Source organism: Flammeovirgaceae bacterium SG7u.111 (genome assembly GCA_034044135.1).
Taxonomy (GTDB): domain Bacteria; phylum Bacteroidota; class Bacteroidia; order Cytophagales; family Flammeovirgaceae.
Genome location: CP139021.1, coordinates 2,109,688 through 2,133,754 on the forward strand (window position 1 = coordinate 2,109,688; position 24,067 = coordinate 2,133,754).

The window sequence follows — 24,067 nt, forward strand, 5'->3', positions numbered from 1 at the left end:
ATTTTTTAAAGAAGAAATTAACTTATTATGAAAAAATATATAATAAAATTAATGCTTCCATTGGCGATGGTGTTTATCGCCACGTCCTGTGGGAAAAGCTGGTTGGATGTCAATACTGATCCCAACAACCCAAAAGAGGCGACCTTAGGCTTGCTATTGCCTTCCGCTCAAGTAGCATGGGCTTTTAGGATGACCCGTGACATGAACAAGAACACCATGGTGTTTACCCAACAAGCATATGATCTTTCTGAGAGCCAGTACACTCAAAATGCGACTACCTATTCCAACGATTTTAATGGATTGATGTACGATGTATTGAAAGACAATGAGGAAATAATTAACCTCGGTACAGCTTCAGAGGCTTGGGAATTTGTTGGTGTAGCCAAAATCCAAAAAGCTTACATCTACATGATTATGGTTGACCTTTGGGGCGATTTGCCATTTTCTGAAGCGCTTCAAGGAGAGGTTTCTCTTACACCAAAATTCGACGATGATGCAGATGTTTACTCTCAGCTAATCGGGCTTATTGATGAAGGTATCGCAGATCTAGATAAAGATTCTTCAGTTCCATTGTCAGGTGATATTATTTACGGCAACGGCGTATCAAAATGGAAAAAAGCTGCAAATACGATCAAGCTTAGAATCTATCTTAACACACGCAAAGTTGATGCAGCTGCTTCTACGGCAGGTATAAATGCACTGATTTCAGCTGGAGGTTTAATAGACAGCAACGAAGATGATTTTGAATTCCAGTTTGGGACTTCACTATCTCCGTTGAACCGCCATCCGCTTTATCAGATAGAATATGCAGGTTCGGGCAACAAAGATGTATATATGAGCAACTATTTTATGTATAACCTGCTCAAAAGAAATGATCCTAGGGTATTGTACTATATCTATCGTCAAGGAACTGATGATGACCTTACTTTTGAGACCACGCCATGTTCGTCAAGAAGTGATTGTGTGTATGGCTTGCTAAGTACAACCGACTTAGGAGATGCGGGTGATGGGTATATCGGTAGGGATCATGGTGACCCATCTGGTTTGCCAGGTGATGATGAAATCAGAGCTACTTGGGGTGTTTATCCTATCGGAGGTTCATACGATGACGATGCTCGCTCAGAAAGGACGCAAGGCGACGGCGGTCAGGGTGAAGGCGTAATCACATACATGAGTAATGCTATGAGGGCATTTATGTTGGCCGAGGCTATATTGACATTGCCTGGCGTGAGCGCACCTAAAACTGCCAAAGAGTACATGGAAGAAGGGATGATGGCCTCGATGGAGAAAGTAGAAGATTTTAGTCTTTCGGCAGATGAAAATGCGGAGCCAATGGATGAAGATCAAGTGCAAGATTACATAGATGCTAGGTTGGCCGATTTTGATGATGAAGCTACCAACGAATTAAAACTTAATGTAGTAATTAAAGAAAAATACTATGCGCAGTTTGGTAATGGAATGGAAGTATTCACGGATTTGAGGAGGACAGGCTATCCAGCAGATTTGCCACGTAGTTTGGCTCCTGCGGCACCATTTCCTTTGAGGCTGCCTTATTCGGTAACGGAGCTTTCGGGCAATCCTAATGCGCCATCGCCTCCTCCAAGCCAAGATACCCCTATTTTCTGGGATAAATAAGTGGCTTTTGCAGGGCAAATACTTATAAGGGTTGCCCTGCTTATTCTCTCATTTCTATGACTAAATTAAAATAATCATGATAAAAATAGTTAGATATTCATTCCTTTCATTGCTGGCACTGTTGTTTGCCTTGAGCTCTTGTGAAGACGAAAGCACGCAGCGAATTCCAGATATCAACGCAAACGTAGGGGCGATTACTAAAATACAGCTGAACCCCGACAAAACCTTTTACAATGCATTCAATAACTTAGCTACTGAAGAAGTGGAGTTTGATATTGATGTGGATGGTTTTGATCTTACAGAAGTAGAAACTGTTGATGTTGAATTGATTTTTACTGAAAAAGATGGAACTACTGACCCAGAAGGAAACCCAGCTGACTTGACTTATCCTGCTGTATTCCTTAAAGCTGTAACTAGCTTTCCAAGTACAGTGAGTATTACTGGGCAGGAATGTGCAGATGCTTTGGACTTGGATTTAGCCGATTTTAAAGTAGGCGATGGTTTCAATGTTATGTTTCCTATTCATACCAAAGACGGAAGGAAGTTGCAGGTAGCTCTTAATTCAGACCTTTGCCAAGAGCCAGTTCAGCCATCTTTTGGTGGTTGTAATGTGCAGTGGTCAATATCATGTCCTTCTGACAAAGACAAGATAGAAGGTACTTATGTTGCTGTTACGAGTGGCACGTCTACTGATACTGATCCGCTTACTAAGCCTACTGCTGTTGATGTAACCAAAGAGGTGACTATCACTGAAGTTTCTCCTGGTGTTTATGAAGTATCAGATATCCTTACGGGAGTATATGAATATTGGTACGGAGATTCTTATGGCTATAGTGGTGATGTGGCTAGGACGTTTACCGATGTTTGTGGTGACCTTTCGTTCTCTTTTACCGAGCCTTATGGAACGGATCTGATAGGAACTGGGACAATCGATCTTGATAAAGGAGAGATCACTTGGTCGTGGTCAAACGGTTATGGCGATGAAGCTAGTGCCGTGCTCACCAAAAAATAAATAAGGCGTTGTTGATATAACAGATAGAGACCGCCTTTTTAGGTGGTCTCTTTTATTTTCAAAGCTATGAAAAAAGAACTTTCACTTTTTTTGATTGCAATAAGCTTGTGGTTTGATGCTTTCCCGCAGATCACCTCGGCAATTGAAACCATAGAGAACAAGATACTGACTCCTTCTGATATGATGATAGGAAGGAAACTGCCACCTCCCGAAACCAAGGGCGATTTTTTCTACGAAACGGAATGGCAAAGTGCTGTTATCCATCTTCGGAATGGTCAAGATATTAAGAACTATCCGGTGAGGTACGATTTGGAGAACAAGCTATTTGAAATAAAAGTAGATGAAAAAATAAAGATCCTTAAAGGAAATGCCGTAAAGAGTTATGAGTGGCTGCATTTCCAATATCAGCAAAGTGAAAGTTTTGTAAATGCAGAAGATTATGAGTTCGAGGGTACAAAACTATTAGGTTTCTACAAAGTGCTGGTTTCGGGAGATGTTAGTTTGCTGAGTATGAGGAAGACGAAGATAAAAAAGCCTACTTATGTAGAGGGCATAGATGTAGGGAGTAGGGATAACGAAATTCTCAAATACGATGAATTTTACGTTGCAAAAGAAGGGAAGGTATTTCAACTGACGAATAACAGGAAAAAAGATGGTGCCTTTTTGGAAGAGCTGACAGGGGAAAAAGAGCTTGACAAGTATATGAAACAAAACAAACTAGGTACAAAAAAGGAAAAAGACCTAGTTCAACTATTTGAATACCTCAATCGCTGAATTAGGTCTTGAACCATAAATTACTTCAATTCTTTGTCTGGTCTCAAAAGGGCGTATTTCCCAAGCTCTTCGCTCAGTAATTTGTTTAGCTCTTCCACTGTCTGTTTATAGGCAGGGTCATCGGCAAGGTTTGCCGAGGCAATATCTGAACCGTTGCTATGGTCGTAGAGTTCTAAGGCAACTACATCAGAGGGGTCTTCGTATTTTTGCCACCTCGTAAACCGGTAGTTTTTGTACCTCATGCTGTAGCCCATAAGCTCATTTTTTCTATCGTACCCAAGGTTTTTGCCTCTTGGGTATTGCGAAATTGCAACTTTGTTCACCTCCACCTCGGGGTTGTTGAGGATGGGCAGTAGGCTTTGCCCTTCTAGCTGGTTTGGCTTTTCAAGTCCTGCCAAATCGCACAGGGTCGGGTAGATATCTACAAATTCTGCCAATGATTGGGTCGATTGCCCTTTGGGGTTTCTAGGATCATAAATCATGAGGGGAACATGTGTGTCCAGCTCAAAGTTGGTGTGTTTGCACCAGCCTCCATATTCGCCAAGTTTCCACCCGTGGTCGCCCCAAAGTACAATGATCGTGTTCTCCTCCAAACCATTTGCTTCTAGCGCGTCCAATACTTTTCCAAGTTGGGCGTCTATCATGCTCACCGAAGCATAATATCCATGGATAAGATTTCTAGATGTTTCATCGTCCAGTGTGTCTTTTGCAGGAATTCCATGGTATTTTCTTAGCTCCCCAAACTGGTGCAGGGCAACTTCGGGCATTGCTTGGGGCACTTCTCTTTTCGGGATTTCAATTTCTGAAGGATCGTACAGGTCCCAATACTTCTTGGGGGCAACAAAAGGCAAGTGTGGCTTCACAAAGCCAAGTGCAAAAAAGAAGGTGGTGTCTTTCAGCTCTGCCAGTCGCTTTACGGCATAATCGGCAGAGATAGCATCTGACATGTTCTTTTCAGGAGCTAAACTCACATGGTAAGGCAGCTTTTTGCCATCAATGGAAGGGAAGTCCCTTTCAAGCCCCACAGTATCGTCTCGGTTTATTTTTTCGGGCAACCCTAGCTTTTTAGCAGGTTTCGACCAAGATGGGGCATCGTCACTATTTCCATGCCCTGTATGGTATATTTTTCCTACTCGCTCGGTGAGATATCCATTTTGCTTAAAATGTTGGGGTAAGGTGATCACATCGGGGTTTTTCTTGCGGAAGTAGGTATAAAGGTCGTAGATACCGAGGGCATCTGGCCTCATTCCTGTCATTAGGCTATTCCGAGAGGGCGCGCACACGGCTTGTTGGCAATAAGCTTGTTCAAATAAGGTGGACATATTCGCCAGCCTATCAAAATTAGGGGTTTTCATGTGAGTGCTGCCATAGCAGTTCAGTTCGGTGCGGAGGTCGTCCACCGCTATAAATAGCACATTAGGTTTTTGTTTCTCCTTTTGTGCAGAATACTGTTGCTTGCCTGCGCATTGGGAAAGTAAAAAGCAGATGAGGGTGAGTAACCTGTAGGTAGTTCTTTTCATTTTTAACTTGTGAAGTTTGAGAAAAAAGGTAGTATACCAGCGTTAAAGATAGTTTGGAAAAAGCATATGCGTCTACTTCTTTCCAAGTATTTCTACCCCTATATTGCAGGATAGACATTTTTTTTGTTCGCAAAAGGAGCGGTACAGCCCCAAAAGGGCTTGGGAATCGTAAGCAGATTTTATTTCAATGCCTAGTGCTTTCCATTCTCTGGTGATCTTGTTGTTTTCTGGTTTTAATCTTTCCAAAAACTCCACGGCTCTTTCGTGATACTGGGCTTGGTCTTTGAAAGCAGCATAGGCTTCCAGCACGGGAATGACCGTGTTGATGATCAGAATATCCCTGCTGCCTTTTCCCAGTTTGGCAAATGACTTTTGGCCCTTCTTACCAAAATTATAATGGGTTTTCCAATAGGCGGAAGCTTCTGCTTCAAAGGCTTTTTCCAGCTTGCCCAGTCCTCCAGAGAAAATCAACCGCGAACAGATCGAGATTTCCTTTTGGAGCAGTGCGGCAAATTGTGCCAGCCGGAGAGTAGGGGAGTTGGCAGGACGAAGCCTAGCGAATTTCCACTCCACTTTGTCTATTTTTTTTGAGCCTAGCCTATATTTATGCGCTAAGAAACGATATTCTTTTTGCAGAGCTTGCTGGTATTCATCTGTGGGTTCAGTATCCAAAAATCCCGCCTGCCCGAACACCAGAGCTTCCATTTGGGCGAGGCTGTCAGCGTGTTTTCTTAGGATTTTGAGGGGAAGGGCTTTTGCCAAATGTAAAAATGCTTGGTTGTTTACTTTGAAACCAAAGTTCTGGGCTAAAAGCTGATAGGCACTTTCTTCCCAGTTCTGCTCATTTTCGCTGAGCAATTGGAATACAAAAGCTGATTTTTCTTCTAACCTTGAGGCAAAGGCTTTGTCGTACATAGCCAAGCGGCTAATGGGCTTTACCTCTTTCAGCCTATCGCTACATAATATGGTGTCGGCTTGGTTTATCAAATACTCATAGCGGTACAAAAGAGTGGGGTCGGTAAGTTTTTCGAGGGAGAGGGTTGGGATGGGAGTGCCATCCTCCCGAATTGCTTCGGCATTATTTTTCCAAACTACATGGAGGATTACATTATTGTAAGCCGGGTCTTGCTCATGACGGTGGGCTTTCCAGTCCGAAGAGCTGAGGTGGATTTCTACATGCCCGGCCCATTCTACTTCTCCAATGATAATTTTAGCTTCTTTGAAATCTGGTCCAGCATCACTGTTTTTAAACCCTGGTTTCAAAATGTTGAGCTTTTCTCCTGAGTCGAGTTTCAAACCTCCTTTCTCAAAGTATTGGAATTGCCATATATAATGTAAAAAATCCTCTTTCATAAAGACAAGTTTTGGATGGTAAGTATTCAGAAATACCAATTTACGGTATGTTGTTGAAAAAATCTAAAAAATAAGTCTTTGATTATCAGAGGGTAAAAAATATTCTTGTTTTATTTTTTATACAACTATTGAATATAAGCAAAAGCTACTTATATTTGCACTCCCAAAGCGCGGATGTGGCGGAATTGGTAGACGCACTAGACTTAGGATCTAGCGCCGCTAAGGCGTGGGGGTTCGACTCCCTCCATCCGCACCAAGTACAAACAAAATTCTCAACCGCTACCAGGTTGAGAATTTTTTGTATAAAAGCTTTGCTACTTTAATGCACTTGCAAAATGTTAGTGTTTTTTCATTGTTCATTTCAAAATTATTTTCGCCTTGAAAGTACAAATAGATAAAAAAGAGAAGAACTCTGGTGAATTGCTTCTTACCATCAATGAAGAGGATTACTTGCCCGAGTTTAACAAGACCCTCAAGGAACATAGCAAAAAGGTTCAGATGAAAGGTTTCCGTCCTGGAAAAGTACCTTTCGGTCTTGTGAAGAAAATGTATGGTACTCAAGTGAAGATTGATGTGGTACAAGAGACCCTTCAAAGCTCACTTTCTAAGGCTATTGAAGAAAATGATTTGAAATTGGTTTTCTTCCCTAAAATGGTTTCTCAGCCATTGGAGCAAGAGCAGATAGTGAACGGAACTGAGTTTGATTTCAAATTCAACCTTTTCTTCGAACCTGAATTTGAATTGACTTTGGACGAAAGTTTCAAAGTTAAAGGCTTTGGTTTGGAGATCACAGATGCAGATGTTGAAAAAACCATCGCTGACGTGAAAAAGAATTACCCTAACATGAGTGAGGGTGAGGCTATTGAAGAAGGTGACTTTGTGAAAGTACAGGTTGACGAAGTAGAAGGCGATTTCTCTAAAGAAACATTGTTGCCACTCAACCAAGTTGCAGAAGATGCTAAAGCTGGTTTCTTAGGCTTGAAGAAAGAAGAGGTTTACAAATTTGATTTGAGAACAGCTTTCCCTGAAGACAAAACTGTTAAGCTTTTGTTGGGTGTGGAAGAAGAGGAAGCAGCTGCGCTTAAAGGAGAATTCGAAATTAAGGTTTTGGAAATCTCTAGAAGCAAAGACGCTGAAATGGATAAAGAGTTTTTCCAGAAAGTACTTGGTCCAGAGACTAAAGTAGAGACTGAGGAAGAGTTCAAAGCTGAGATCAAAGATATCTTGGAGAAAAACAACGGCAACGGTATTAAGTGGTTGAACAACGATGCCATCAAAGACGAGATCATGGCTAAAATTGATTTCGAAATGCCTGATGAGTTGTTGAAGGATTATTATAAAGATAGTGCGGGTGAGAAGTTTACTGAAGAGAAAATGGTAGAGGAGTGGGACGACTTCTTGGCTGGTGTAAAATGGCAAACCATTACTCAGAAACTATCTCGTGATTTTGAGGTGAAAGTGGAGCAAATGGAAGTGGTTCAATATGCTCAGTCTGAAATCCAAAGCCAATTTGCCAACTACGGCATGCCTTTGAGCCAAGAGCAGTTGCAGCAATACACGCAGAGCTACTTATTTGGTGACAACGGTGCTGTTTTCAGACAAAAAGAGTCTGATTTGCTAGTGGGCAAGTTGCTAGAGCAAATCACTGAAAAAGTAACGATAGAGCCTGAAACTTTAACGCTAGAGAAACTCAACGAGATCATAGCTGAGAAGAACAAAGAGGCTGAGGAAAAGATGAAAAAGGAATCTGAAGCAGCAGAGGCGGCGGCAGAAACTGAAGAAGCAAGCGAAGAAAACGCTGCTGAATAAGCAAAGCCGGAGAGATGAGTTGCTTGCTCTCCTTGTATATATAGATCGAAGGGTCACGCTTAGCGTGACCTTTTTTTGTCTGCAAATATCCTTTTCTCAGGAATAAAGGCTTCTATTTCTTTTGAATGGGTACAGTGTAAGTCCCCGTCCCTCCTAAACCTTCATAAGTTAAGCAATACTTATCTTGTGAACCTGAGCAGAGCGTCAGGCTATCTTTATACTTAGTGAGAACTTCAGTTTCATATTTTAAGATCATTGATTTATCAGCTATATTTCTTTTACTAAATAATATTTCACCCAACACTGTTAAGTCTTCTTTCTTATCGTAGGCTTCCATTAAATATTTAACTCCAATTGGAGAGAAGAAATCATATTGAACTTTGTTTAATGATGCCAAGAAAATCAGGGCATTTGGGTCTTGGTTATATTTGTCATAAAATAATTGTGAGTATTGGGTAAAGGATGTAGTGTCGTTACTAGCTGATAGTTGTCTCAAGTACTCTTTAAATCCGTTAATATTGCCACTATCTTTTTCAAAGATCCTTTTTCCAGCTTGAAATGCTAACGAATTGTACTTTGAGTGCTCTGGAGTATGTACTTCAAATTGTTGGGCTAAGTGTGCGTAGACATTTAATGAGTCTTTTGACGTTAGGTTCGGTTCCTCAAGTATTGAAGCTAATATGTTTATGATTAAACCTTTATTGTTTTCATTTGAAAAATTGGACAACCTGAATTTTAAATCTCTTACAGAGGATTTATCATTGATTTCTTTAAAAGCAAAGTAATAGAGTATTTGGGTTTGCAGTTCGAAAGGGAGCATCTTATCTAGTAGTAGAGGCAATTCTTGTTGTATGTTTTGAACAGATATTTCGTAGTCTTTAAAAGACAACAAAAGAGGAGGGAGTGTATGTGTGTCATCATGAGAAACTGAGCAATAATATAGCTTTGTCTTTTCTTTCTCTTTCACTCCAATAACATTAAAGGTTGAAAATACTTCAGAAGAGCCTCTCATTGTAACAGGGTCAGTAGAGTAGAGTATTTCAATATTTTTATCCGAAAAGGCTTTTTGGGCATTTTCAAAGGCATTAAAGTGAGAGGGGAGTTCATGTTCTATGATATCAGGGGTTGCCCCTAGTTTTTTGAAATAGCTTGTGAGAAGCTTTGAATAAGAGTTGAAGTCTCTTTTTTTGAGCCATTGAGGGTTGTGGTCTGATGTAAAGCATGAAGAACAAAAAATGCATATAACTCCAATTAGGATAATAGATATTTTTTTTAAACTATTCATAGTCCATTATTTTTTTGAAACGCAAGGTTTTGATACGAAAGTAGTGTACAATAGTAAAACTCCAAATTTTTTAATATTGCTGTTAGGTACTGTTTAGATGAAAAATGAGGCTTTATCAAAGAGTATAATTCAATTACAAAAAAAATCCCCCACACTTTTTACAGCGCAGGGGATTTGAATATTTTCAGAATTATAAAACCTATCTAGGGTATAATTTTTCCCTTATTTTGATAGCTCTCATTGCTTGTGTACCGTCATCGTCTGGGTAAGTAAGCTGAAGCTGTCTTGGCTCGCCACCTTTCACACCATAAATTCTTTCGCTGTCTAAATTCACACCTTCATTAGGAGCGTTGTTGTGTTGCCCAAAGCATGAGCTAAGTAAGATGGGTAATGCTAGAATTAAAGCTGTTTTTATGATATTATTTTTCATAGGTCTCTTTTGGAGTTATTTATACTGTTGACAAAAATAGATAAACGAACAGACTTACGCAATAAGATATAATCCGAAACTCGAAACCTTTTTCAATTCAGCTTCCTGATTTTGAAAACCACTTGGTGTTTGCTAGTGCTAAACTTTCCGATGTACAGCCCATTTTGGAGATTTTTAATCTGAAAACTACTTTGAAAGTTTTCCCATTCATTGTTCATTTCCACTACTACTTTCCCACTCAGGCCAAAAAGTGTTAGGCGTACGTGCTCTTCGGGCAAAAACTTATCAGAATACAAGGTAAACTTATTGGAGAAAGGGTTGGGGTAAAGCCCAAATTGCACACCTTCAAAATATGCTTCGTCTAGCAAGTTATAATTGTTGAGAAAATATTCAAATGAAGGGATTCCATACCCATAGATATTATCTGGTCTATCATAATCTGAAGCAGATTTTCGGATAAGTTCGAGAAGCTCTGCATTGCTTAGCTGGGGCAAGGCTTGCCAAATTCCAGCGACCAATCCAGTGACCAAAGGGGCAGAATAAGAAGTGCCATTTGCAGTGGAAACGCTGCCATTGCTTCTCGATACTACCGTTCCGTTCCCAAGTGCAACAACGTCGGGTTTTATCCTGCCATCGGCAGATGGACCTTGGGAGCTAAAAGGGCTAATGAGACCATCGAACCTGATGGATCCAACAGCCAACACGCTGGGTGAATCTGCAGGGGCGCCTATGGAAGGCAGGTCCCCGTTTTGCCCTTCGTTTCCTACGCTTGCTACAATGAACATCCCTTTGCTAAACGCCCAATTTGCTGCTTGGGTCACAAGTGTGGTTTTCCCATCCATTTGAGATTGCTCGTAACTGTCAATTGGGCTGGCAAAATCACTATAGCTTACAGATGAGTTTATAATATCTACACCAGCGCTGTCAGCATATTCGGCTGCTACCAGCCAGCAAAACTCCTCTAAACGCTCTTCGGTGGAAGAGTTTTCGGTGCGAAGAAGGTGGTAGTTAGCATTATAAGCTGAACCAATAAGCTGGTTGGGAAACTGTGACGCTAAAGTAGATAACACAAGCGTGCCATGGTCTGAATGAGCAAAAATCTCATGATCCCTCCCAACAAAATCATAGACAGAAAGGATGTTAAGGTGCTGGAAAGCTGGAATAGTATCAGCTCCCATAAATCCCCCATCGAATACGGCAATGTCAATGCCTTCTCCGCGAAACCCTACCGTGTGCATCAGGTCGATATCCAATATGCTCAGCTGACGAAAGGATCTTCCATAGTCAGTTGCTGGGACAAATTCTTCATCATCAGATTGCGGGCTGAGCGTGCCAGAAGATAAATTGGTGATAGTGACAAAAGGTAGGGCTAATATATCAGCCAGTGCGGATTGCTCTGATTTAATTACAGCCGCATTTAACCATTTGCTTGTATACAGTATTTCAGCTCCCTGTCTTTTTAGGCCGTCAATGTAGGAGGAATTTACGGGCAAATCACTTTCGTCTATTTCAATGCCTTGTTTAGCTCTTCGCTGCAAAGCTTTTTCCGAAAGGAATTCATTGGGTTGGGTAATAGAAAAGGGAGAGCTAAGCTTATCGGTAAACGAAATCAAGTACGTGCCTTTTTGCGCTGCCAAAAGGGTAGGGGCAATCAACATAATCAGGAGCAAAATGCCTCTCATCTGTTTATATATTCCTACTGAATTTTTGACTTCGTCTAACCTCATTTCTAATTTTTCTATAAATGTAATTGTGCTATTTGACTTGGTTCTTTAGAAGAGGCAAGGGAAATTGGGAATTGGTTGGTAGCAGAGTGTGAAGAATATAATATTTGTACATAATTCTTCATTCAAAATTACAAAAAAAGCCACGCTCTTGCGTGGCTTTGTGTTTAGTCAATGGTACTTTATTGGTATTTCTTTGATGTCTTTATGTCGCTTTTTTCGACAAGTTAGTTTGCTGGTTTGCTTTCACAAGGAAGTAAATACAATTCAAAAACGATACCTAAACGGGTTTAGTATGGGGTAAGTTGTTGAATATAAGTATAGTACTCTTTGTTTATTCGTTTCTTAGGGAATCTACCGGTTTTGCCAAGGCTGCTTTTAAAGTTTGGGCACTCACAGCCACTAAGGCAACGAGGCATAGAAGCAAGCCTGGTAAGGCAAAGTGCCACCAACCTAATTCTATTTTGTTGGCAAAATTCCCCAGCCAGCTATCTATTGCCCAATAGGAAATTGGTGCTACAAGTACGAATGCTAGCAACAATAGCCTCGCATAGCCTTTGGATAATAGCACCAAAATATTAGAAACAGTAGCGCCAAGAACTTTTCGGATACCTATAGATTTTGTCTTTTGCTCGGCAGTGTACATTGCCAATCCGGCTAGTCCAAGGCAGGCAATAACGATGGAAATGACAGAGAAGGTATCGAGTAATTTTGAAAATCCTCTTTCTTGGCGGAGAGCTTGGTCAATAGCCTCGTTGCAGAAAAAATATTCAAAGGGGATTCCTGTTTCTCTTACTTGCCATGCTTTTTTTATACTTTCCAGTGTTTCTTGGATATTGCTTGGAGAAACTTTTACCGAAAGGAAGTTGACTCCTATAGCAGGCTTTTCTTCAAAGTACGGCCTGATCATCAATGGGGTAATATCAAACTTGACAGATTCGTGGTTGAAATTTTTTACAATGCCTGCTATTTCTACTTCTCTTTCGTCGTCTAGGGCTATGATTTTTTGACCAATTGGATTTTCGTATCCTAAAGATTTAACCGCTGTTTCATTGATCAATACCTTTGGGGTTTGGCTTTGCTTATCTAGCTCATTAAATGCTTGCCCCTCTATTACCTTTATATTGTAGGTTTCAAGGTATTCAGGTTCTACTTCAATGATGGAAAGAAGTAAATCATCTTCTTGTGCAGTCATCTTTCTGATGATCTCCCCACGCCCTCCATTGGAGGGGTAAGAAGAAGAAAAACCAGCAGACTTCACCCCTGACATTGATTTTAATGTTTCTTTAAAACTATCTCTATTAATACCCAAATGCTCCATATTCCTGATCACGAGGGTGTTGTCGGTATCAATGCCAATATCCATGGTACGCATGTGGTGGATTTGTCTATTGACCGAGAAGGTCAAAATGATCAGTCCAAAAGAGATCATGAATTGCATCACCACTAATGTATTTCTGAAAACGCTTTTTTGCTTGGCAGTTTGCCCTCCTTTAAGAACTCTCAGTGGTTTGAAACTAGAGAGGTAAACTGCGGGGTAAATCCCAGAAATAGTACCCAAAAGCAATGCTATTGCTACGGCCAATGCGAACATCCAAGGATTATCAATAAGCCTCATATCCCAGCGGATATCGAGATTGTCAGCTAGATAATTTCCCAAGAATTCGCTCATGAAAAATACGATGATCGTAGATAAAAAACAGTAAACCACCGCTTCTGCCAAGAACTGCCCTATAAGACTTGCCCTGCTTGAGCCCATCACTTTACGAATACCTACTTCCATAGAGCGCTTCATCGATTTGGCTGTAGATAAATTGACATAGTTGATGCCTGCTAGTAGTAAAATAAATATACCTACCAGCATAAATATATTCAGATAGGTTTCATTGCCAATAGGACCTAAATTGTTTTGCGAGCTATAATATACGTCTTCTAAAGGCTCAAGTGAGAAGCCAATTTTGTTGCCTTGTTCAAAGAAACTTTCAACCGTACCGCTGGTGAGTCGCTTAATGGTATTACCCGCATGCGTCATTACCATTTCGGGGAATTTGGCTTCTAATGCAGCTGGGTCGGCTCCTTTTGTGAGTTTTGCATAGGTAACCAAGTTGCACCAAATCCAGCTCCACTCAAAGAAACCCAAAGTTTCATCCCCCTGGTTGGAAATGAGCATGCTGTATTGGATGTGGCTGTTGGCAGGAGGGTCTTCCAATACACCCGTAACCTTATGGGGCACGTCTTCAATGTCTATTAATTGGTTTAAAGGCTTTTCATTCCTAAAATATTTTTTTGCATAGCTCTCTGTCAACACTACCGTATTGGGTTGGGTAAGAAGTGTTTGTTTATTCCCTTCTAATACCTCGAAATTGAAGATATCCAAAAAGGCACTATCAGCCCCCATTGCATGCTCTTCCTTAAATACTTCCTCATCAATTTTGACTATCCGTTGATGAAAAGGTCGTACTCTAGTCAGTTTTTCTACCTCAGGGAAAATATCTCGGATGGTGGTGCCTACGCCCGGAGGTGTTTGAGGGAACTCTTCATCGAAGTCGTTCCACTTGAGTTGGGTGCGCAAGCGAAAAATTTGTGATTTTTCCTTATGAAAATTATCAACTGATTTTTCGTGCTTCACGAATAGGGCAATATAGAGAAAAGCGGATATGCCTAGCGCCAAGCCAAAGAGGTTGATCGCCGTAAAAGACTTATCCCTCGACATGTTTCTGTAGATGATTTTGAGGAAGTTGAGCAGCATAATTTCGATGGGTTTGGAAAGCTAAAATCCAAAGAAGATGCCAGTTGTGTAAGGAGTTGATTAAGAGTGTGTTTGCTTGAGTAGAGAAGGGAGTTGCCAAATTTGAATTGTTCTCAGGGGCACACAAGTGTCCGATTGTGGGAAAGAGTATTGGTGAGGGAAAAAGTCTTTTATTGGGAAAAATTGATGTAATGTTTAGAGGGAAATGAGAAAAATGAAAAATAAAAAAAACACCACAAGGTTGTTTTACTACGTAACGCCTTGTGGTGTTCAATTGGATTTATGTGGAGCGAGCTACCCCTTTTTTGGGTTTTCTTACTCAGAAATAAGCCCTAATATATTCGAGTCAAGTACTTTGTCTGACAATAACCTTATATCTTCCACTTGCTCGGATACTAAATCGTAGCATACCTCGCATATTTCCCCTTTAAATTCGAAAAAGGCTATTCTATAGGTCTCATTTTGGCTTGCAGACATGAGTTTTGCCTTAGGGAAAAGGAGGGATTTTCTTGTTTCTAATGGAAGTTGGTTAAAGTTGATAGCTCTCATAGTATTAAGATTTCTTCGTTTTGACTAAGGTCTTAATACTTATTGAGATTTTTTTCTCGAATTCTCGGATAAGTCACGCATGTAAACTTTAAGCGGGAATAGGTGAAAAAAACTGGCTACCCTTTCTCAAGTTTTACCAAGAAATGGTCTTGATCATTTTCGAATACAAAATCCGCTTTCCAGCCTGCATCGGTAGCTAGTTTAAGGAGCATCACTTTATCGAGATACAACCAGTCGAACCATTCGCCTTCTATGCTTTCCGTTGGGGTTGTGTAGTAATACTGATAGGAAACTTCTCCGAAATAACGGTCTTTAGGTTTGGGCAATCCATCTTCGTACAAGTAGGAAATATCGCTACTGTCAAATATGACTTGTCCATCAGGCAAAAGTAGTTCGTCGAACTTGCTCAATAGCTTAATGAAGCCATCGGTATCGCCTGCCAATCCTACTCCGTTCATCAAAAGTAAAATGCTATCAAATTTCCCCTTTGAATAACTAAAAATATCACCTTGTTCCACATGCTCTATGTTACGTTCATGCATTAACTTTACACAGTTAGGTGATATTTCCAAGGGAATGGTTTCTTTACCCCATTCTTGCAAAAGCAGCGAGTGGTCACCAGTACCTGCCCCTACGTCAAGCACCTTGCCTTTACAAAGTTGCAATGCATGAACTTCTATTTCTGGAAAGTCGTCAAAATCTCTAAAAAAAACTTCTGGAGGCATTTCCTCCACTTCATCGTAAGAAGTTTTTATCATCAGCTCACCGCCTGTTTTCCCTTTATAATAATCGTAAAGTGCCTTGCCGTGCACGTCAGGGTGCTTTTCTGCCATTTCTACTTTTTTGATGTAAAGATAGGGTGAATTCTTTTTTAAAACACAAATTGTCGTTTGTCCGAACTTTATGGTTATTGGGAGGGATGAAATTACCAGTTGGCGAAATATTTCTTATAGAAATTGCGCATCTCATTTTAGCTATTAACTTTGCCTTCGAATACCTACTCCTTACCGACCTTACTTGCTGCGGTGTACTCGCTTTAGCAACAGATTATTTACATCCAAGACACAAAGATTCCATAATAAGTCAGAGGGATCAAACTACCTTTTTATAAAAAAATACCTATCCTCAATTGAGAGAATAGTGAAATTTTTATAACATGTTAGGTTTTGAGACTGATGGCGCTTAAATGTTTATTTCTTCTTTTTCAGGTTAAGAAGGATAAGCGGTTACACAACAACTATCCTTTCAAACAAAGGACAACGACAAACAACAACCACAATTAACTTTGCCCGCCTATTAATTAGGCGGGCTTTTTTGTTTCTGTGTGAACCGTCAGTTTTATTCTTCCATTCCTTCAACTTCTTTCTTGAATTTATACATTTGAAACAAATAGTGTATTGACTCAGCAATAGATGGGATTGAAATTGAATAAAAAGGTAGGGGTTTTAATTTTTATGGCGGCTTTCGTTGGCTGGTTTTTTTGCTTGCCTAGCCAGCTATTTGACGATCCGTATGCCACTATTTTGCTCGATAAAGATGATAACTTATTGGGCGCTATGATAGCCGAGGATGGACAATGGCGTTTTCCCGCTTCAGATTCTACCCCGCACAAGTTCTCGGAAGCCATCCGCTATTTTGAAGACCAATATTTTTACCAACATCCCGGTTTTAATCCTGTTTCTTTTTTCAAGGCCATGGTGCAAAACGTGAAAAAAGGGCATGTAGTAAGAGGGGGAAGTACCATCACTATGCAAGTCATTCGCCTTTCCCGCAAAGGGCAGCCGAGGACATTTTTTGAAAAGTTCATTGAATTGGGGATGGCAACGAGATTGGAATTGAAGTATTCCAAAAAAGAGATTTTGGGATTGTATGCCAGCCACGCTCCTTTTGGAGGAAATATCGTAGGTTTGGAGGCTGCCGCATGGAGGTATTACGGCAGAAAACCTTCCGAGCTTTCATGGGCCGAAGCAGCTCTTCTGGCAGTTTTGCCCAACCGACCGGGCTTGATTTTCCCGGGAAGGAATCAAGAAACGCTACATAAAAAAAGGGATAGGCTCTTGAAAAAGCTTTTCGAGGAAAAAGTATTGGACTCGTTGGGTTATCAGCTTGCCCTGTCAGAGCCTTTGCCCGGGACGCCTTTTCCTTTGCCCCAACTTGCCCCGCACTTGCTCACTCGCTGTATCAATTCAGGCTTGAAAGGGCAAAAAATCCACACGACTATAGGTGTGGAGAAGCAAAGAGAAGTGAATGAGATAGTGAAAAGGTATTATGGTTTTTTGAAAAACAATGGCGTTCACAACATGGCAATTCTTGTAATGGATGTGGACAAGGGAAATACCTTGGCGTATGTGGGGAATACCCAGATTGAGGGCAATGATGGACATGGCGATGATGTGGATGTAATTACTGCTCCTCGGAGTAGCGGAAGTATCCTAAAGCCTTTGCTTTATGGTCTGATGCTGAAAGAAGGGGAGATTCTACCTAATACGCTTGTGCCTGATGTACCTACTTTTATCGCTGGTTTTGCCCCGCAAAATTTCAGTAAAACGTACGATGGCGCAATCTCTGCTAAAGTAGCCTTGGCTCGCTCGCTCAATATTCCCCATGTACACATGCTCAGGGATTACAGCATAGAAAAACTGCATTTTAACCTCCAGAAAATGGGGATGACCACACTCCATCATCATGCCGAGCATTACGGTCTTTCGCTCATTTTAGGCGGAGCAGAAACCACGCTTTGGGATATTTCGGGGATTTATTCGAGCATGGCTCGTATCCTTAAAAATTTTCATGAAAACAGTCCTTATCATTATAGACCAAATGAATGGCGAAAGCCACGCTTCTTGAAAAAAGAAAAAGTAGAAAAGCCTTCGGAAACCGTACCTGATGCCCTGCTCGATGCATCTTCTATTTGGTATGCTTTTGAAGCGATGCAAGATGTGTATCGGCCTGGGCGGGAAGAGTCTTGGGAACTGTATGAAACCTCCCGAAGGGTGGCATGGAAAACAGGGACGAGTTTTGGCCACCGCGATGCGTGGGCAATTGGGGTCACGCCTGATTATTTAGTAGGGGTTTGGGTGGGGAATGCCGATGGCGAAGGTCGACCAGGCTTAACGGGAGTTACCGCCGCTGCCCCCGTGCTTTTCGATGTGTTTGGAACGTTGCCACCTACCGAGTGGTTTGAGCCGCCGTACGATGAAATGACTACCACCAGCATTTGCCGGCAAAGTGGGCACAAAGCCTCTGAAATTTGCCCTGTAGTAGATGAGATGGATATTCCTTTTGCAGGTTTGAGCACGGAAGTCTGTCCGTACCACCAGTTAGTTCACCTTGATGCAAGTGGGCAGTTTCGGGTCAATAGCGATTGTGAAGAAGTGGCGAATATGAAGCACGAACCGTTCTTTTTACTTCCGCCCATGCAGGCTTGGTATTACCGTACCAAGCACGCTACTTATCGACGATTACCTCCCATTCGCAGCGATTGCCTGAACAGTAGCGCAACTGTGGCAAAGCAAGTGATGCATGTGGTGTACCCGATTGAAGGAGGGAAAATTGTGATTCCAAGGTTGCTGGATGGGGAGAAAGGAGAGGCGGTGTTCCAAGTAGCACACATCAAGCCCGATTCACAAGTCTATTGGCATTTGGATGGGCAGTACATTGGGCAGACGCAAGGTAACCATGAGCTAAATGTGCAGCCTTCGGTGGGCAGGCATCATCTGGTTGTGGTGGACGAAAATGGGGAAAGTGTGGGACGAGATTTTGAGGTGCAAGGGGAGTAATTTGGTTAAAAAAAGAGCCCCCCACTTTTTTTGAAGAAATGGGGGCTGAAGATCTGACAAATAATATTGCTTCTTAAACCGTTTCTCCAATGAGTGTAGCTGGCGTACAGTCGGTGATTTTTACGTTCACGTATTCACCTGGTTTGTAGTTTTTCCTTGGGAATACCACCACTTTGTTTGCCGAGTTCCTTCCCCTCAATTGATCTTTGGAACGCTTCGAGTGCCCCTCGATGAGTACTCGCTGCACTTTGCCAATGTCCATTTTGTTGCGAATGTGACCGGTTTCCTGCTGCTTATCTATAATTTCTTGCAAACGTCGTTTTTTGACTGCCAAAGGAATATCGTCCTCAAACTTTTTAGCTGCCAGCGTGCCAGGTCGTTCAGAGTAATAGTACATATAACTAAAATCGAACTTTACATAGTCCATTAGGCTGAGCGAATCTTGGTGCTCTTCTTCTGTTTCTGTGCAAAAGCCAGTAATCCAGTCAGAAGAAATTCCGCAATCCTCACCAAGGATTCGGCGAATGGCATCCACTCGCTCTAAGTACCATTCACGCGAGTAAGTTCGGTTCATGATCTCTAACACGCGACTGTTTCCGCTCTGTGCAGGCAGGTGGATAGAGTTACAAATATTGTCATATTTATTCATGGTGTGCAGTACCTCATCAGTGATGTCTTTAGGGTGTGAAGTAGAGAAGCGAACCCTCAATTCGGGACCGACCTTGGCAACCATTTCGAGGAGGTTGGCAAAATTCACCGTTTCTATTTCCTCCCCTTTCTTAAGCATTTTCTCAATTTGTCCTTTGCTTTTTAGATCGTCGTGAGAAGACCAAAGATACGAATCCACGTTTTGCCCGAGCAAGGTTACTTCTTTGTAGCCTTTCTTGTACAAGTCTTGTGCTTCAGCTAAAATAGAATGTGGATCGCGGCTACGCTCACGGCCACGGGTGAACGGAACTACGCAGAAAGAACACATATTATCGCAGCCCCTCATAATGGAGATGAAAGCGGTAATACCGTTGGAATTGAGCCTGACGGGAGTTATTTCTGCATACGTCTCTTCCTTTGAAAGGAATACGTTCACGCCTTTTTGCCCATCATCCACTTCCGAAACGAGTTTGGGAAGGTCGCGGTAAGCATCGGGCCCAGCAACGATATCTACTATTTTTTCTTCTTCTAGCAATTGCGTTTTCAAGCGCTCGGCCATGCAGCCCAATACACCAATGGTGAGGTCGGGGTTGCGTTTTTTCATTTTGTTGAAATCGGTCAGCCTTTTCCTTACGGTTTGCTCCGCCTTCTCACGGATGGAGCAGGTGTTGAGGAAAATCAAGTCCGCTTCTTTGAAATTGGAGGTTGTCCCAAATCCATTTTCCGACATAATGGAAGCGACTATCTCGCTATCCGAGAAGTTCATTTGGCAGCCGTAACTCTCAATATACAATTTCCGCTGCCCAGGTTTGTTATCGTCTTTCGACACATTTACCACCTCACAAGCCTCTTGGCTTTTGCCGTCTAGAATTCCAATATCTTTAATCAACTCACCCATGCTGGTGTTTTTTTAATCTTGATTTGTTTGAACTTGCAAAAATAGGGTTTTAGCTGAAGAAAAAAACAGCATTGGTGGGGTTTCTTGGCTGATTTTTTGGAAGTTGGAACGAGCACAGCCGCGAATTAGGGGAAGAGGGCAACGGAGGGGCCGAAATGGCGGTGACCCGACGGCACGGGGTGGGCAGAAGCGTTGGCTTTTCTGTGTAGTGGGGAAGCAAGTTGGTTCAAGTAGATTTTGAATAAAAAAAATGCCCACTCTCGAAACATCAAGAGTGGGCTAGGATTTAATTTGATTGGTATAATACCGCTTGGGTTTTTGCTAAATCCCCTTGCCTAAGCCATAGTACATCTGGTTCCAGTTAAGCTCGTTTTTGAAATTGTGAAGCCTTGTCTCACTGTCTATGGTCACATATTCCAAACCGGCCATTTCGGCGTAGTCTTCCAAATATTCGGCGGTGATGGCTTGGCTGAAAACGGTGTGGTGTGCTCCTCCAGCCAAAATCCAAGCCGAAGCTGCTACTTTCAAGTTCGGCTGGGGAATCCATAATGCACGTGCTACAGGAAGGTTTGGCAAGTCTTGCTCTGGCTCTACCACATCTACTGTGTTTACCAATACCCTGAACCTATTGCCCATATCAATGATGGACGCATTGATAGCTGCGCCTGCTGGGGCATCGAATACGAGCCTTACGGGGTCGGCTTTGCCGCCTATAGAAAGTGGATGGACTTCGCACTTTGGCTTGCTTGAGGCGATAGATTCGCAGATTTCGAGCATGTGTGCGCCAAGTACTTTCTGGCCGCCTGGGTGGAAGTGGTAGGTGTAGTCTTCCATGAACGAATCGCCACCGGGCAAACCGACCGCCATGACTTTCATTGCTCTAACCAAAGCCGCAGTTTTCCAGTCACCTTCGCCACCGAAGCCAAAGCCTTGCGCCATTAACCTTTGAACAGCGATACCTGGAAGCTGGTCCATTCCGTAAAGGTTTTCGAATGTATCGGTGAAACCTTTGAAGCCACCATCTATCAAAAATTTCTTGAGGCCTAGCTCTATTTTAGCTGCATTGTATAATGATCCTCTTTGAGAGCCGCCTTTTTTGAGGCTGTTGGCCATTATGTACGATTCCTCATATATGCCCATCAGTTCTTCTACCTCAGCATCTGGAATAGCGTCGATAACTTTAGTTACATCGCCTACGCCATAGCCGTTCACACAGTAGCCTAATTTGATTTGAGCCTCTACTTTGTCGCCTTCTGTTACAGCAACTTCACGCATGTTGTCGCCTATGCGGGCGAATTTTGCTCCTTGCTGATCAGCCCAAGCTGAAGCGACCCTTGTCCAAACAGCAATTCTTTCTATTGTTTCTGGGTCTTGCCAGTGCCCTACCACCACCTTGCGGTTGATACGCATTCTTGAACCGATGAAGCCAAATTCTCTGCCTCCATGAGCAGATTGGTTGAGGTTCATGAAGTCCATGTCAATTGCGCCCCAAGGAATATCTCTGTTGAATTGGGTGTGAAGGTGCATGAAGGGCTTTTGCAAGACTTTCAACCCGTTGATCCACATTTTAGCAGGGGAGAAAGTATGCATCCAAGTGACCAAGCCGATGCAATTTGGGGCGTTGTTTGCTTCAAGGCAAAGTTTTGTGATCACGTCGGGGGTGGTGAGGACAGGCTTAAATACCACTTTGACAGGGATTGTGCTTTGGTCGTTGAGGTAAGTTGCTATTTCTTTCGAATGTGTGTCAACTTGCTTTAAGGTTTCTTCGCCATAGAGGTGCTGGCTGCCAGTTACAAACCAAACCTCGTAGTTACTTAAATTGATCATTTCCTATTTTTTATGTGTATAGATATGTAAAAAAAAATCACTTTTGAAAGCTCTACTATTGAGACCTTATATAAGGTAAAAAGGATTCAATTTTAAAATTTAAATGTAAATATTACATTTATAATAATACTTTCCAAATCTTACCAAAAAAATATCTCTTGTGAAGGCCGAAAGGGTAAAGTATAAATATATGGGTAAGGTGGCTGAATGGGTTATTGCAAGAATACCTAATTATTAAGAATTGTTAACTGATAGTATTTTGCTTGTATGTGCAATAATGCGTAATTCGATTTATAATTAATAAAATATTTTTTCAGATGAAACTGCATTATTATCTATGGTCAACATTGTTGGCTATGCTTCTATTTGCTTGTTCACCCCAAGAATATGAACCTGCTGAGGATCTCGTTGAGTTTACATTTACTGTCGATCCAACATTTTTAGATTTTGAATCAACGCCATTGCCCAATGGAAGGACGGCTGGGGCTCCTGATTTTACAGAAGAATTTCAGCTCAATTGGTATGTTGATTATTTTCGGACAGGTGTTGTGACCTTAGGCGGAGAAAAAGGCAATACGTTTAAATTATATATTCCGTCTGGCTCTCAGACTATCATTTTTACTTATCCTGGTTCTCCTCCTCCAACTCAAGGAGGTGGTATCATGTTTAAAGTCCAAGCGTTTCATGCTCAACCTATTTTCTTTTCCATATTGAAACTTGATGCTCCAGATAATGGAGGTGCTGCCGAAGTTGAACTCAGGAGGTTTGGTCATGAAATAGAAATAGAGCTGCCATTAATTGGGAAGTATTATAATGTAAGCAATGTGAAGTTCGGCTTGTCAATAGTCGAAGGAGAAGCAAGTATGGTTGGTTATACTCCAAATGGAGCATTTAAGCTTCATGATATTTATCCTCCCTATGATGGAGTGTCTGCGGATTATACTGAAGTTACAAAAGACGAGGTATCGGATGAAGTACGGTTTTATTTATCTCCAATGTTTAATGATGTTTCTGGAGAAGTAAACTTTGAGTTATCTATTCTGAATTTAGAAGATTCTCTTCTCAATAGTTTCCCCTTTACTCTACCATTGGATAAGCCTGATTATATGCCAACACTTTGGTCAACAGTTTTAGATCATGACAAATCCCTAGGAAGTACTATTGAAATATCGTTCAAAGATAGCCTCCAAAACAAAGGGTTTGAATTGGAGTATGAGTAATATATGCTGCTCGTACTAGTGCACAGAAGTGATATGTGTTATTCCGTCAATTGATATTAAGCCCTTGATTTTGGAAGATTATTAGAGTCTTAGTTTGTGTGCAGATGTAAGGCTTTGAAAGAATATCAATATTAAAAGGGAATGCTCTGGTAATGAAGTGTTGCTATTTGATGTTTCTATAAAAGGTTGATTTAAAGTAGGTAACTTACTAAGTTTGTGAATCCTCTGAGCTACAAACAGCTCATTTCTACTCTAATCACTCATTGCTATCTATATTTCAACTCCTAAAGTTGCCCTATTTTTTATAGGAAAATTTTATGTGGCATAATCGCTTTTCTCCCTTTTTATATTAACTCAAAGAAGAAGTTGTGCTTATTTTATTATAGTATTAAGGAGGTTTGCTTTTATTGGAAATAAAAACATTCTCTGTTTCATAAGGAGTGTAAGTTTTTTTATAGACTTTTCGTTTTTTGAGGAAATAATAATTCTCTGCTAAAAGTTATATTAATACTTGAGAATTAAACATTATTAACAATAAGTGTCCGTAAAATTTATATAGATTTAATCATATTTACTGTTAAAATATTACCATAATTACTAGCGATAATTTGTCCAACGTCCAATCCAAATAACCCAATGAAAATTAAAAAAATTACTCCAAAAGAGCATGCTGAAATAAAAGAGTGGTTCAATAAGATAGATGAGATAGTAGCTACCAAGTCAAAGCCTAAAGGTAAAGGAGGAAACAAGGCTCCTTGGTCAAGAAATTAGTTGACGATTTCTGCAAATAATTTTAGTTGCTTAAAACCCCCATTTGATACTAAATAAATCGGTAATTATCATTTTTCAAGCCTT

Annotated in this window: 17 protein-coding genes and 1 tRNA gene; 8 read left to right on the top strand and 10 right to left on the bottom strand. The window is 41.2% G+C overall.

The annotated features are described in order from the left end of the window. Positions 1–27 precede the first annotated feature (27 nt). The 3 genes from R9C00_08290 (at position 28) to R9C00_08300 (ending at position 3,421) form a co-directional block, all read left to right on the top strand. On the top strand, positions 28–1,635 hold the full coding sequence (locus R9C00_08290; protein WPO37446.1) for a SusD/RagB family nutrient-binding outer membrane lipoprotein: 1,608 nt from the start codon (positions 28–30) through the stop codon (positions 1,633–1,635). A 76-nt stretch (positions 1,636–1,711) separates the two neighbouring features. After that, entirely contained in the window at positions 1,712–2,647 is a 936-nt protein-coding gene (locus R9C00_08295; protein WPO37447.1) for a hypothetical protein, read from the top strand. Between the two features lie 66 nt (positions 2,648–2,713). Further along, the gene (locus R9C00_08300) at positions 2,714–3,421 is read left to right on the top strand and encodes a hypothetical protein (protein ID WPO37448.1); all 708 of its coding nucleotides are present in this window, start codon (positions 2,714–2,716) and stop codon (positions 3,419–3,421) included. A 20-nt stretch (positions 3,422–3,441) separates the two neighbouring features. On the opposite strand, the gene R9C00_08305 is transcribed toward R9C00_08300, so the two are convergent. Further along, positions 3,442–4,941, bottom strand: coding sequence for a sulfatase (locus tag R9C00_08305; protein ID WPO37449.1), 1,500 nt, complete (start codon positions 4,939–4,941; stop codon positions 3,442–3,444). A gap of 72 nt (positions 4,942–5,013) precedes the next feature. After that, positions 5,014–6,294 carry a DUF2851 family protein gene (locus R9C00_08310; protein ID WPO37450.1) on the bottom strand — a complete coding sequence of 427 codons (1,281 nt, stop codon included), beginning with the start codon at positions 6,292–6,294 and terminating at the stop codon, positions 5,014–5,016. 170 nt (positions 6,295–6,464) lie between these two features. Between R9C00_08310 and R9C00_08315 the strand changes: the two genes are divergently transcribed. Together R9C00_08315 and tig are read left to right on the top strand one after the other, a co-directional pair. Then, positions 6,465–6,550 (top strand) — tRNA-Leu (locus tag R9C00_08315). Positions 6,551–6,672: 122 nt separating this feature from the next. After that, a complete protein-coding gene (gene tig, locus R9C00_08320) occupies positions 6,673–8,103 on the top strand; it encodes a trigger factor (protein WPO37451.1) in 1,431 nt (476 codons plus the stop codon). A gap of 112 nt (positions 8,104–8,215) precedes the next feature. On the opposite strand, the gene R9C00_08325 is transcribed toward tig, so the two are convergent. From R9C00_08325 to R9C00_08350, 6 genes are all read right to left on the bottom strand, one after another. After that, positions 8,216–9,388 (bottom strand): hypothetical protein, encoded by a 1,173-nt coding sequence (locus tag R9C00_08325; GenBank protein ID WPO37452.1) that lies wholly within the window; start codon positions 9,386–9,388, stop codon positions 8,216–8,218. Between the two features lie 199 nt (positions 9,389–9,587). Beyond that, positions 9,588–9,818: a hypothetical protein gene (locus R9C00_08330; GenBank protein WPO37453.1), complete on the bottom strand. Its 231-nt coding sequence runs from the start codon at positions 9,816–9,818 to the stop codon at positions 9,588–9,590. Positions 9,819–9,910: 92 nt separating this feature from the next. Beyond that, the gene (locus R9C00_08335; protein ID WPO37454.1) at positions 9,911–11,545 is read right to left on the bottom strand and encodes a S8 family serine peptidase; all 1,635 of its coding nucleotides are present in this window, start codon (positions 11,543–11,545) and stop codon (positions 9,911–9,913) included. A 331-nt stretch (positions 11,546–11,876) separates the two neighbouring features. Next, on the bottom strand, positions 11,877–14,291 hold the full coding sequence (locus R9C00_08340; protein ID WPO37455.1) for an ABC transporter permease: 2,415 nt from the start codon (positions 14,289–14,291) through the stop codon (positions 11,877–11,879). Positions 14,292–14,606: 315 nt separating this feature from the next. Continuing rightward, positions 14,607–14,840, bottom strand: coding sequence for a hypothetical protein (locus R9C00_08345; GenBank protein ID WPO37456.1), 234 nt, complete (start codon positions 14,838–14,840; stop codon positions 14,607–14,609). A 116-nt stretch (positions 14,841–14,956) separates the two neighbouring features. Beyond that, positions 14,957–15,673, bottom strand: coding sequence for a methyltransferase domain-containing protein (locus tag R9C00_08350; GenBank protein WPO37457.1), 717 nt, complete (start codon positions 15,671–15,673; stop codon positions 14,957–14,959). 579 nt (positions 15,674–16,252) lie between these two features. Between R9C00_08350 and pbpC the strand changes: the two genes are divergently transcribed. Continuing rightward, positions 16,253–18,619: a penicillin-binding protein 1C gene (gene pbpC / locus R9C00_08355; protein WPO37458.1), complete on the top strand. Its 2,367-nt coding sequence runs from the start codon at positions 16,253–16,255 to the stop codon at positions 18,617–18,619. A gap of 73 nt (positions 18,620–18,692) precedes the next feature. Here pbpC and miaB read toward each other — a convergent pair whose 3' ends face one another. Beyond that, complete coding sequence (gene miaB / locus R9C00_08360) at positions 18,693–20,165, bottom strand: tRNA (N6-isopentenyl adenosine(37)-C2)-methylthiotransferase MiaB (protein ID WPO37459.1); 1,473 nt, start codon at positions 20,163–20,165, stop codon at positions 18,693–18,695. Between the two features lie 321 nt (positions 20,166–20,486). Next, on the bottom strand, positions 20,487–21,992 hold the full coding sequence (gene araA / locus R9C00_08365; GenBank protein ID WPO37460.1) for an L-arabinose isomerase: 1,506 nt from the start codon (positions 21,990–21,992) through the stop codon (positions 20,487–20,489). Positions 21,993–22,309: 317 nt separating this feature from the next. On the opposite strand from araA, the gene R9C00_08370 reads away from it, so the two are divergent. Continuing rightward, a complete protein-coding gene (locus R9C00_08370) occupies positions 22,310–23,212 on the top strand; it encodes a hypothetical protein (GenBank protein WPO37461.1) in 903 nt (300 codons plus the stop codon). Positions 23,213–23,848: 636 nt separating this feature from the next. After that, positions 23,849–23,983: a hypothetical protein gene (locus R9C00_08375; GenBank protein ID WPO37462.1), complete on the top strand. Its 135-nt coding sequence runs from the start codon at positions 23,849–23,851 to the stop codon at positions 23,981–23,983. Positions 23,984–24,067 lie beyond the last annotated feature (84 nt).